Here is a 10462-nt window from a genome sequence, read left to right on the forward strand (position 1 = left end):
AGAAAAGCCCTAAAGGGCTTGCGCTTTGACGCATGCCGAGGTTCCTGGGCCTCATGTCTCATATTGGCGCCACCAATTCGCTCGTTGATGTTGCAGGCCTGAGCGTGGGCTGCGCCGAGGATCGGGCGGCGCTGACGGGCGTGACGGTGATTGTGCCTGATGGCCGAGCGGTATGCGCCGTCGATGTGCGCGGCGGCGGGCCGGGCACGCGCGAGACGGATGCGCTGGCGGCAGAGAATTTGGTCGATGCGATTGATGCGGTCGTCCTGGCTGGCGGCTCTGTGTATGGGCTTGCAGCCGCCGATGGCGTGGCTGCGCTGATGGGCGCCGAGGGGCGCGGCTACGGCTTGGTCGATTTGCCTGGCGTGCCGAAATCGCCGGTGATCCCGGCGGCCATCCTCTACGATCTCGCCAATGGCGGCGACAAAGCGTGGGGTGAAGCGCCGCCATACAATGCACTCGGCCGCGCCGCGTATGCCGCGCGCGCCAAAAGCGTGCCGCTCGGCAATGTAGGGGCGGGGCTTGGCGCGAAAGCGGGTGCGCTCAAAGGCGGGCAAGGCAGCGCGAGCGTTGTCACCGCTGACGGGTTCACGATCGCGGCGCTGGCGTGCGTGAATTCTTTTGGTTCAACGACGATGCCAGGCTCTCGCGCGTTCTGGGCGCATCCGTTCGAGATCGATGGCGAATTCGGCGGCGTGCGCTCCGATGGCGCACAATCGTTCGACCTCGAAGATTGGGAAGGCGCCAAGGCCAATCCATCGCCGCGCGAGAACACTACAATCGCCTGCGTCGCGGTCGATGCGGAGCTCACACCCTCCGAGTGCAAGCGCATCGCGCAAATGGCCGGCGCCGGCCTCGCGCGCGCGATCCGCCCCGTGTTTGCGCCGTTCGATGGAGATGTGGTGTTCGCTTTAGCGACGGCAGCCAGGCCAGTCGCCGAACCGCGTGCGTTTACGATTGCGCGTTTTGGCGCGCTGGCCGCCGATTGCTTGGCGCGTGCTGTGGCGCGTGGCGTGTATGAGGCGATGAGCGTCGGGGCGCATAAAGCCTGGCGCGATCTCTAGGCGTTCTTGGCGCGCTTGACGGCGGGCTTCTTTTTCGACGCATTGAGCGCCGCGGCTTCTTTGATCAGCGCTTTGAAAGCTTTGGCGTTCAGCTTGTCGCCTTCGAAGATGTCGAGCGCACGGCGCACATTGCCGTCGAGGCTTGAATTGAAAAGCTTGGCTGGATCTTTCAGCGCCGCGCCCTTGGCGAAAGTGAGTTTCACTTTGTCCTTGTAGGTCTCGCCGGTGCAGAGAATGCCATCGTGCTCCCAGGCCGGCACATCCCATTTGCGCGTCTCTATCGCTTCGGGCGCAGCGTCTTTGATGAGCTCGCGCACGTTCTCCAGCGCGGCGGCGCGCCAGTCGTTGGCGGCGGCGCTCCTTGTTGTGGTGGCCTTCTTCGGCGAAACTTTCTTCTTCGCGCCGCTCACAGCTTCTCTCCCGGCAGCTTGCTGGCTTGTTTCACCCACGCGCTGAATTGCTTTTCGTCGAACGCGCCTTCGTGGATGTCGAGGTAGCGCACGTTCTTCTGCTTGGAGGCGCCGGGCGGCACGGGCTTCAATGACACGCCATCGAAGAACGCGACTTTGATGTATTTGGCGAAGACGTGGAAGCTCAGGAAGTAGCGGCCTTCCTCGACGCCATAGAAGGGCGAATTCCACTTTACCGCCTTCAACACTTTCGGCACGGCCTTCGTGATCAGCGCATCGAGACGCGCGCCAACCGCGCTTTTCCAACCCGGCATCGCCGCGATGTACCTCTGCACCGGCTCGTCGCCATAGCCTTTGGCAATCTGCGGATTGCCACCGGACAGTAGTTTTGGCGCGCCGCTCTTCTTAGCTGCGCTCTTACGCGCAGAAGCCTTCTTTCCGGCGGCTTTCTTCTTGGGCGCGGCCTTCTTCACACTCTTCGCCATCATCACGCTCCAGTGCGCCGCTTCGGCAGATAGGGTTGCACGAAGAGATAGATGCCGCTCAACGCCAGTAAAGCGAGCGGAAAAAGCGGGACGTACGACATCCACATGATCGGTTCGGCCTGCGTCAATGCGATCGTGGTCGCGATCACGCTCAACACGAAGAACGCCGACACCCAGCGGTGAAATTGGCGAATGAACTTGCCCACGCGGACCTCCCGGGTCGCTGCATAATGGTGTGCGTACATCGTTAGCCCTCGATCATCTTCCAGGCATTGCCGGAGGGATCGCGGAAATTGGCGTCCACGCCGCCGAAGCGCGCGATCGGCTCTTGCGTGAACTCAACGCCCTTGGCGCGGAGCTTATCGTAGGCGGCGCGGCAATCCTCGACGATGAGCACAAGCGGCGGCATCGCACCCTTGGCCACCATTTCGCGCATCGTCTGCGCGGTCGCGGCATCTAACACTGGTTCTTGCGGCAGGAAGAGGCCGAGCTCGAACGATGTTTGGTTCGGATGCTTGATCGTCAGCCAGCGATAATTGCCGTTGCGATGATCGGCGTGGACGTTGAAGCCCAATTTGTTGACGTAGAAATCCAGCGCCTCGTCTTGGTCGTGCACATAGAGGCCGATAACTCCGATGCCCTTACTCATGACTATTCCTCCTTGTCGGGGTCATCAGTATCGGCGGTCTCTTGGCGGCGCTTCTCCGAAACTGCGGTTTTGAGGTCTGGGCGATAGGCGGCGCTGACAAAGCAGTGCGGAACCTGTTCGAGGCTATGCACGCCGGCCTGTTCGCGGGCGCGCAATTCCGTGGGGCTATCGCCGGTGACATCCTTAAAGACGCGGCCAAAGGTGCCCAGACTGTTCCAGCCGGTGTCGAGCGCGATGTCGATGATCGGCATGTCCGTGTCGCGCAGCATCGCCTTGGCGCGCTCAATGCGGCGGGTCAGCAGATAGCGATGCGGGGGCACGCCAAAAGCGTCTTTGAAGGAACGCGCAAAGTGCGCCTCCGAGACGCCGCTGACATCGGCGAGCCGCTTGACCGGCCATTCTTCGTGCGAGGCCGCATCCATTCGATCCTTGGCGCGGAGCAGTCGGCGTAGCAGGGCGGGATCTTGGGAAACGCGTCCGGTCGAGGCCATGCGAGCGATCAAGGTTCGCCGCCGCGCGCCGTCAAGCGTTCACGTTTCTGATGGTTCAAATTAAGGAGTGGCGCGCCAGAAGAGATTCGAACGCCTGCCCCCCAGATTCGTAGCCAATTTCATGCATCCTACACGTGAAAAGCTATTGGGCGATGCAACAACATAACCATAGGAAAAATAACGAGTAAATTGGGGATTGATGCTTGCTTTCCGTCCGGCGAGCGCCTGATGCCCGCTGGTGGCGCAGCGCCTATGCAGGAGTTGCAGGGCGTAGCCGCGGCCCACAAATCTCGCTGAGAAGGGTGTTGCGCTCGTTTACGAGACTGTGCGACGGCCAAAAGAGCTCCATTGGCTCGATTTGATCGAGCGCGTTCGCGGCCAGGCAAAGACTGGTCTCGACATCTTGGAAGGCGATGCGCATCTGATCTCGGTCGAGCGTACGCTTGGCTTGGCCGGCCGCCACTATCGCTGCGTTCGATTTGTTGCGCTGACGCACCCAAGCCTCGTCGGGGAGTCTTATCCGGCGCTGAGCGCTCTCTCGGTGGCCGCCAACGCTCGCACCAGCGAATTGTTCAGCTCGTGCGCCACGCCGGCCAAAAGCTCGCCCACGAGATCGCCGATCTGCACTGCACGCTGAACGCCGAGATGAAGGCCGAACAGGGCTGCGGAGACTAAGCGCGCCCCCATAGACATGCGTGTGGTTGAGCGGGGGCAATCGGCTGGCGTAGAACGGAGGCCGTGGCGCGGACGAATGTCCGAACATCGGGAGTGTCGTGCCGCGTGGCGCGGACTTCCGGAGTTGGGATCACTCGGATGGCGAACGTCCGGCCGCTCAGGGCGTCAGGGCTCCTCGAACAGTGATGATTAGCGCAGCATGCACGAAGCGGACGCGCCATGCAGCGCGCGCATGTGCTAATGCCGCCTGGGCATTTCGTCCAAGGGATCGATTTTGCTAAGCGACGCTCATGGACTCAGGCAGAGGCACGGGGCGGACGCTATACGACAAGCTCGTCGACGCGCACGTCGTCCGTGATCTGGATGGATTGTGTGAGGAAGTCCTCCTTTACGTCGATAGAAGCGTTCTCAACGAATACACCAGTCCCCAGGCCTTCACGCGGCTTCGCGCGGCCAATCGCTCTGTCTGGCGTCCTCGCGCAACCCTTGGCGTCGTCGACCATGTGAACTCGACCGCAGCCGATCGCGGTGCGCTTATGCCCGACGATGCGGGGCAGACGCAGACCGATTATTTCGCGCGCAATAGCGCCGATTTCGGCATCGAGATGTTCGACGTACTCCATCCTATGCAAGGGATCGAGCATGTCGTCATGCCCGAGATGGGCTTGGTCCAGCCGGGCATGGTGATCGCCGCGGGCGACAGTCACACCACTACCTACGGCGCCTTCGGCGCGCTTGGTTTCGGCATAGGCACATCCGACATCGAACATTATCTGGCGACGCAAACGCTTGTGTATCGCCGTCTGAAGAACATGCGCGTACGAGTCGACGGCCGATTGGGCTTCGGCGTGGTGTCGAAGGACATCATCATGGCGCTGATCCGCGAGATCGGCGCGTCAGGCGCCACCGGCTACGCGATCGAGTTCGCAGGTGAGGCGATTTCTGCGCTGAGTGTCGAAGCGCGGATGACGATCTGCAACATGGCGGTCGAGTGTGGCGCGCGTGGTGCGCTGATCGCGCCGGACGACAAGGTTTTCGCCGCCATCGAAGGCAAACCGCGCGCGCCGTACGGTGTGCTCTGGGATCAGGCGATCGCGTATTGGCGCACGCTGCGCAGCGATGAGGGCGCGCACTTTGATCGCGAGGTTGTCCTCGACGCATCCGAGATCGAGCCAATGGTCACCTGGGGCACCAGCCCCGATCAAGCCGCACCAATCTCTGCAACGATTCCTTCAAGCGCGGGGCAGGCCGATACTGCGCGTGCGCTCGCGTACATGGATCTGAAATCCGGCGCGGCACTCACCGACATCGCCATCCAGCGCGCCTTCATTGGCTCGTGCACCAATGCGCGCATCGAAGATTTGCGCCAAGCTGCTGCTGTACTGCGTGGCCGTCGCGTCGCCGTTGGCGTGCGCGCCATGGTCGCGCCAGGTTCGAGCGCGGTGCGCCGACAAGCTGAAGCGGAAGGCTTAGATCAGGTGTTCATCACTGCTGGCTTCGAGTGGCGCCAATCCGGCTGCTCGATGTGCTTGGCCATGAATGACGACGTCTTGGCGCCGGGCGAACGCTGCGCCTCGAGCACCAACCGCAATTTCGAAGGGCGCCAAGGCGCGGGCGGCCGCACGCATCTGATGAGCCCCGCCATGGTCGCCGCGGCCGCTGTGATGGGGCGCCTCACCGACGTACGCAAATTCAGCGAGGGCGTATGAGCTTCGAGCCATTCATCGTGCGCAAGGGGTTGGCGGCGGCTTTGCCTGCGGCGAACGTCGACACCGACGTGATCATGCCGAAGCAATTTCTGAAAGGCATCGATCGCGTCGGTCTCGATCGCGGCTTGTTTCATGGTTTGCGCTACGATAGCGCCGGCGCGTCGGTCTCTGATTTCGTTTTCAACGACCCGCGCTGGCGTGCGCCGCGCTTCCTGGTTGTCGGCCCGAATTTCGGCTGCGGCTCCAGTCGCGAACACGCTGTGTGGGGCTTGATGCAAGCGGGCGTCTCAGCACTCATCGGCACGAGCTTTGCCGGCATCTTCTTCGATAATTGCGCGCGCAATGGTCTGCTCGCGATCTGTGCAGCGCCCGAGCAAGTTAAGGCGATCTTGGCGTGCGCGGCGGACGGCCCGATCAGCATGACCATCGATCTGCAGGCGCAGACGATCGTCACGCGCGATGTGCGCGCGCATTTCGACATTGAACCTAGTCGGAAACAGGCCCTGATGAGCGGCTTGGATGCTGTCGGCGTAACGCTCGAGCATTGCGACGCTATCGCTGCTTTTGAAGCCCAGCATTTCGCTCAACACCCCTGGATCAAGCCCTAATCGGGCGATGGAGTTGTCATGTCCGCCAACAGGCGCGTCGTCATCACGCAGAATTTCTTCGACGAGGTGTCGCTGGACTTTCTACGCGCCAATGGTTGCGCCGCGGAGATCGTCAAACTATCCGCTGGGCAAACCGAAGCGACGCTCGATGTCGCCGCTATCAAAGATGTCGTCGGCGACGCAGCTGGCTGGATCGTGGGGCATGCGCGGATCACACGCGAGGTCCTGGAGGCCTTGCCGCAGCTCCAAGTCGTGTCGCGCCGCGGTGTAGGTTATGAGCGGGTGGATATTGAAGCCGCGCGCGATCTTGGACGTGTCGTCACCATCGCCGCCGGCGGCAATGACGCAACGGTTGCGGACCAGGTCATTGGCATGATGATCGCCGTCGGTCGGCGCTTCCGCGAAGCGCACGCGCAGATGCAGGCCGGACCTTGGAAGATTCTTCTCGGGACTGATCTTTATCGCAGGACCGTCGGCATCATTGGGCTGGGCCGTATTGGCCGATCACTGGTGCAACGTCTGCGCGGGTTCGAAGCGGACATCCTCGTCGCCACACCCAATCCGGATGGCGACTACGCGGCGCAGACGGGCGTTCGCTTTGTCGATCTGGAAACGATCTGGCGCGAGAGCGATTATATCAGTGTGCACGCGCCGCTGACGCCGGCGACACGGCACATGATCAACACCGACACGATCGCCAAGATGAAGCCAGGCGCGATCATCATCAACACCGCACGCGGCGGCCTCGTGAGCGATGCCGACCTCCTGGCGGCACTAAGCGCGGGGCATCTCGGCGGCGCGGGGCTCGATGTGTTCGAGAGCGAGAGCGATCCTTCGATGAAGTCAGTCACGGATGCGCTGCTCGCTCTGCCAAATGTCGTGGCGGCGCCGCATGCGGGCGCCTCAACTCGCGAAGGACTGGATCGCACCAATATGATTGCGGCTGAGTGCGTGGTCGCGGTTCTGGATGGCAAGAAGCCGGCGGACGCGTGCGTCGTCGTCGACGGCCGTTAAGCGATATTCGCGGCTTTCATCGCCGCGCGCCAGAAGCGTTCTGCGATAGCGTGCTGTGGCGCCAGCGGCCGCACGGCGCGGATCTCGACGGCGACATCCGTCTCCGGACCGGCCGCCCGTACGAGTTCGCCCTGGCGCAGTGAATCGTCGATGAGACTGTGCGGCAACCAGGCCAGGCCGCGGCCGTCCCGCGCCATTGCGTAGAGCACACTGGCCAGCGGCGAGGCGAACGCAGTCGTTGCGCTGATCGGCCCGAGCGCTGCAGACAAAATGCGGCCCATGCCGGAGCCTTCGCTGAAGGCGAGCAGCGCGCCGCCATCGGCCAGGCCATGGCGCGGCGTTGGATCATCAGCGCTTCGTGGAGCGCAGACGGCGATCAATGTATCCACACCCACGGCAATGGAGCGAAAGTGCGCTTCGTCCAGCGCATGTGCGGCGGCAGGGTGGTGATGGCACAACAAAAAGTGCGCATCGCCGCGCAACATCAAGCGCTCACATGCCGCCATGTTGTCGGCGACGAGGCTGATCGGGGTCTCGAGAACGAAGCTCCGCTCGATGCGCCGCACCCAATCTGGAAAGAACGTGGTGGAGAGCGAATTGGTCGAGAGGAACCGCAAAGTCGCTTCGCTCGCGCCGCCAACCTCACGCGCTTGCTCGCGCGCGCTGTAAGCGCGGCGGACGATCTCAGAGATGGTCGGTCGCACCGCTTCACCTGCATGTGTGAGCGCCAAGCGCGGTGCGTCACGATCGAACAATTGGGCGCCGAGCCAATGCTCAAGCGCGCGGATGCGTCGGCTAAAGGCGGGTTGAGTGATGTGGCGTAGTTCGGCGGCGCGCGAGAAATTCCGCGTCTCGACCAGCGTCAGAAAATCTTCGAGCCAGTCCAGTTCCATTAGTCGGCATAGCCTGGCGAGAGCCGGTCGAGGCGGCGTAGCAGCGCAGGCCAGACCAAAAGATCAGCCGCTTGGCCGAGTCCCCGCGATTGTTGCTCAACGACCTCCTGGACGTGGTCATGCGGAATGCGCAGCTTGGCGCCGGCTTGCGCCGCGATCTGCATCGCGCAGGCGCGTTCAAGAAAATACATGAACGTGAAGGCCTCGGCGACACTGCGTCCAGCCGTCAAGGTGCCATGATTGCGCAAGACCATCGCGTTCTTGTCGCCGAGATCGGCGACCAAGCGCGGACGTTCGTCGTGATTGAGCGCGACGCCTTCAAAGTCGTGATAGGCGATTTGGCCGTTGAGCAGCATCGCGGTTTGATTGAGCGGCAGCAGCCCTTCATCCTGGCAGGAAACGCCCGTGCCCGCGATCGTGTGCAAATGCATGACGCATTGCGCATCCTCGCGCGCGCCGTGAACGGCGGAATGGATCGTGAAACCGGCCGGGTTCACCGGAAAGTCTGATGGCTCGACTTTATTGCCGTCGAGATCGACCTTCACCAGCGAGGAGGCCGTGATCTCATCGAACATCAGGCCATACGGGTTGATCAAGAAATGATGCTCCGGCCCTGGCACGCGCGCGGAGATGTGCGTGAACACCAGATCATCCCAACCGAACAGCGCGATTAGTCGATAGGCGGCGGCGAGATCGACGCGCAAGGCGCGCTCGGCGGCAGCAGCGTCTTCGATGGGTGTGAGACAGGCGGCGGCGTCGGGCATGTGCAGCTCCTAATCCAGTTCCACGTCGAGCAGGCGCACATATTGCTGGCCGCAATGCATGTCGCGTTCGACCTCGCCACCCTGCGGGCTTGTGCGCGCGTAGGAAATTTTCACCATGTGCAGGTTGGGCACCGGGTAGCTTTTCACGAACGCCGGGTCGGCGCCGTAGAGGCGCGCAAACGTGTCGGGGCCCAGCTTTGGGCTCGTAGCGTATTTCTCGAAACTCGCTTCGCCATCGAAAAAGAGATCGAACGTGACCCAATAGGGGCCCGCGTTCTTTGAGCGGATGTGATGGACGACGTCTTTCACCTGCGCCATTACGCGGCCTCCGAAAGCTTCAGATCGATCCAATCGAGTCGCACCAATTCCATCGGGTCCGATACCTCGACGACGTGGTTGAGCTTGAATTCGTAAACCGGGCCGCGCTCAATGTCGGCGGGCGAAAACGCAAAGCCGTGGCTCGGGATTTCCTTCTCCAGATTGATCGGGAAGTGGAAGAAATACGGATTGCAGGCCTTGGCGATCTGTGTGGCCATCGCTTGCGTGGCGGCTGTGGCGACAAAAAGGATGCCGACCTCGCGCGGCGGCGGTGTGCCGGGCGCGGGTTTATCGCCGGAAACGGCGTTCCAGCCGTAGAGACGCAACGAGATGTGGAAGTCGCCGGCGGCGTCGCCGATGGCCGAACGTACGCGTTGGTTCAACGCCGCGAGCATATTGTCGTGAAACTCATCGATGCGGCTCAAGATCGCTGGATCTTGAATGCCGACAAGCATGATGGTTTGGAACCGTCCCGCCGCGGCGCCTTCCAGCTTCATCGTGTAGGGCTTCTTGTCCCACACCGAGCCGGTCACGCGCACAGTGCGGCTGTCGAGCGCAGTATAGACGGAGTTCGTGACATCCAAGACGCCCCCCGGCTCCGTCAGCAAGAACGGATTGGCGTTCTCATAGAGCATGTGCGCGGACACGCTGTGTGGATCGCAGCGGTTGTCCGGGTTCAAAGGTTCGACATTGAAGCCTTCGGAATCGATGGAAATCAACACGCCCGAACCGCGCGTCGGATAGACGCTGCATTGCGCGCCGCATTCAGCGACTTTCGCCGCATGCCAGGACGCGGCCGTATGCGCGCCTTTCATCAGCGCATAACAAGAGAGCACGGCGGTATCGGTGGTGCGGCCGCCGAGCACGATGTCGGCGCCGGCTTGCAGTGCGGCGATGTAGGGCTCTGGCCCCATCGCGGCGACGATGTGGGCGCATGAGTCGATCGTTGCGTCATCGAGCGCGCCGAGCGGTGGCAGCGGCTTGATCTTGCCTTCAGCGTTCTTGGCCCTGAGCGTGGCCTTGTCCTGCTCGGAATAGAGCAGTGCGATCTTCGGCGTCAGATTGTGTTCGCGCGCGATCTCCAGCGCGATGTCGCGCGTCCAGTTCAAGCCGGCATCGCCGCCCGCTTGGCCGCAGGAGCCGATCATGATCGGAATTCTCGCCTTGGCCTGCGCAAGCATAAGGATGGTCAGATCGCGCTTCACCGCCTCGCGATTGTTCTTGGAGATGCCGAGCGCGAGATAGGCGGCGCCGCTATCGGTGGAGCCGGCGTCGCTGGCGATCGCGTGTGCGCCTTGCGCGATGCCGTATTCGACTTCCTCCGGCCGCACGCCGGCGCCGAGCGAACCGCACGGCACGATGATCTTGATGGTGTCACCCAT

14 protein-coding genes are annotated in these 10462 nt (G+C 62.4%); 5 read left to right on the forward strand and 9 right to left on the reverse strand.

Features of this window, described 5'->3' with window-relative positions; genetic code table 11:
- Positions 1-32 precede the first annotated feature (32 nt).
- Entirely contained in the window at positions 33-1064 is a 1032-nt protein-coding gene (locus tag EPJ54_RS15365; protein ID WP_239590963.1) for a P1 family peptidase, read from the forward strand.
- On the opposite strand, the gene EPJ54_RS15370 is transcribed toward EPJ54_RS15365, so the two are convergent.
- From EPJ54_RS15370 to EPJ54_RS15390, 5 genes are read right to left on the reverse strand one after another with little or no spacing between them, the layout of a single operon-like run.
- A complete protein-coding gene (locus tag EPJ54_RS15370; protein ID WP_135212609.1) occupies positions 1061-1474 on the reverse strand; it encodes a DUF1801 domain-containing protein in 414 nt (137 codons plus the stop codon). The genes EPJ54_RS15365 and EPJ54_RS15370 overlap by 4 nt on opposite strands.
- Positions 1471-1959, reverse strand: a complete 489-nt coding sequence (locus tag EPJ54_RS15375) for a DUF1801 domain-containing protein (RefSeq protein WP_135212717.1) — start codon at positions 1957-1959, stop codon at positions 1471-1473. Before EPJ54_RS15375 ends, EPJ54_RS15370 begins: the two co-directional genes overlap by 4 nt.
- Before the next feature lie 2 nt (positions 1960-1961).
- Positions 1962-2165: a hypothetical protein gene (locus tag EPJ54_RS15380; RefSeq protein ID WP_135212610.1), complete on the reverse strand. Its 204-nt coding sequence runs from the start codon at positions 2163-2165 to the stop codon at positions 1962-1964.
- 41 nt (positions 2166-2206) lie between these two features.
- Positions 2207-2608: a VOC family protein gene (locus EPJ54_RS15385; RefSeq protein ID WP_135212611.1), complete on the reverse strand. Its 402-nt coding sequence runs from the start codon at positions 2606-2608 to the stop codon at positions 2207-2209.
- Positions 2609-2610: 2 nt separating this feature from the next.
- Positions 2611-3099 (reverse strand): helix-turn-helix transcriptional regulator, encoded by a 489-nt coding sequence (locus EPJ54_RS15390; protein WP_135212612.1) that lies wholly within the window; start codon positions 3097-3099, stop codon positions 2611-2613.
- A gap of 325 nt (positions 3100-3424) precedes the next feature.
- Here EPJ54_RS15390 and EPJ54_RS15395 point away from each other — a divergent pair, with 325 nt between their 5' ends.
- From EPJ54_RS15395 to EPJ54_RS15410, 4 genes are all read left to right on the forward strand, one after another.
- Entirely contained in the window at positions 3425-3736 is a 312-nt protein-coding gene (locus tag EPJ54_RS15395) for a glutathione S-transferase family protein (protein ID WP_135212613.1), read from the forward strand.
- Between the two features lie 328 nt (positions 3737-4064).
- Positions 4065-5483, forward strand: coding sequence for a 3-isopropylmalate dehydratase large subunit (gene leuC, locus EPJ54_RS15400; protein WP_135212614.1), 1419 nt, complete (start codon positions 4065-4067; stop codon positions 5481-5483).
- Positions 5480-6091: a 3-isopropylmalate dehydratase small subunit gene (leuD, locus tag EPJ54_RS15405; protein ID WP_135212615.1), complete on the forward strand. Its 612-nt coding sequence runs from the start codon at positions 5480-5482 to the stop codon at positions 6089-6091. Before leuC ends, leuD begins: the two co-directional genes overlap by 4 nt.
- Positions 6092-6109: 18 nt before the next feature.
- Positions 6110-7105, forward strand: a complete 996-nt coding sequence (locus EPJ54_RS15410; protein WP_135212616.1) for a phosphoglycerate dehydrogenase — start codon at positions 6110-6112, stop codon at positions 7103-7105.
- On the opposite strand, the gene EPJ54_RS15415 is transcribed toward EPJ54_RS15410, so the two are convergent.
- Genes EPJ54_RS15415 through EPJ54_RS15430 form a run of 4 tightly spaced genes read right to left on the reverse strand, consistent with a single transcriptional unit; the run spans position 7102 to position 10462 of the window.
- Positions 7102-7998, reverse strand: a complete 897-nt coding sequence (locus EPJ54_RS15415) for a LysR family transcriptional regulator (RefSeq protein WP_135212617.1) — start codon at positions 7996-7998, stop codon at positions 7102-7104. The genes EPJ54_RS15410 and EPJ54_RS15415 overlap by 4 nt on opposite strands.
- The gene (locus EPJ54_RS15420; RefSeq protein ID WP_135212618.1) at positions 7998-8762 is read right to left on the reverse strand and encodes a class II aldolase/adducin family protein; all 765 of its coding nucleotides are present in this window, start codon (positions 8760-8762) and stop codon (positions 7998-8000) included. The genes EPJ54_RS15415 and EPJ54_RS15420 overlap by 1 nt, the downstream gene beginning before the upstream one ends.
- A gap of 9 nt (positions 8763-8771) precedes the next feature.
- On the reverse strand, positions 8772-9080 hold the full coding sequence (locus tag EPJ54_RS15425; protein WP_135212619.1) for a DUF4387 domain-containing protein: 309 nt from the start codon (positions 9078-9080) through the stop codon (positions 8772-8774).
- On the reverse strand, positions 9080-10462 hold the full coding sequence (locus tag EPJ54_RS15430; RefSeq protein ID WP_135212620.1) for an acyclic terpene utilization AtuA family protein: 1383 nt from the start codon (positions 10460-10462) through the stop codon (positions 9080-9082). Before EPJ54_RS15430 ends, EPJ54_RS15425 begins: the two co-directional genes overlap by 1 nt.

The organism is Vitreimonas flagellata, from assembly GCF_004634425.1.
GTDB lineage: Bacteria > Pseudomonadota > Alphaproteobacteria > Caulobacterales > Aquidulcibacteraceae > Vitreimonas > Vitreimonas flagellata.

Bases quoted from the DNA above. Each gene is read 5' to 3' on its own strand.
- EPJ54_RS15365 (WP_239590963.1), top strand. From the start codon at position 33: ATGCCGAGGTTCCTGGGCCTCATGTCTCATATTGGCGCCACCAATTCG.
- EPJ54_RS15375 (WP_135212717.1), bottom strand. From the start codon at position 1,959: ATGGCGAAGAGTGTGAAGAAGGCCGCGCCCAAGAAGAAAGCCGCCGGA.
- EPJ54_RS15385 (WP_135212611.1), bottom strand. From the start codon at position 2,608: ATGAGTAAGGGCATCGGAGTTATCGGCCTCTATGTGCACGACCAAGAC.
- EPJ54_RS15390 (WP_135212612.1), bottom strand. From the start codon at position 3,099: ATGGCCTCGACCGGACGCGTTTCCCAAGATCCCGCCCTGCTACGCCGA.
- leuC (WP_135212614.1), top strand. From the start codon at position 4,065: ATGGACTCAGGCAGAGGCACGGGGCGGACGCTATACGACAAGCTCGTC.
- leuD (WP_135212615.1), top strand. From the start codon at position 5,480: ATGAGCTTCGAGCCATTCATCGTGCGCAAGGGGTTGGCGGCGGCTTTG.
- EPJ54_RS15410 (WP_135212616.1), top strand. From the start codon at position 6,110: ATGTCCGCCAACAGGCGCGTCGTCATCACGCAGAATTTCTTCGACGAG.
- EPJ54_RS15415 (WP_135212617.1), bottom strand. From the start codon at position 7,998: ATGGAACTGGACTGGCTCGAAGATTTTCTGACGCTGGTCGAGACGCGG.
- EPJ54_RS15420 (WP_135212618.1), bottom strand. From the start codon at position 8,762: ATGCCCGACGCCGCCGCCTGTCTCACACCCATCGAAGACGCTGCTGCC.
- EPJ54_RS15425 (WP_135212619.1), bottom strand. From the start codon at position 9,080: ATGGCGCAGGTGAAAGACGTCGTCCATCACATCCGCTCAAAGAACGCG.
- EPJ54_RS15430 (WP_135212620.1), bottom strand. From the start codon at position 10,462: ATGGGTGACACCATCAAGATCATCGTGCCGTGCGGTTCGCTCGGCGCC.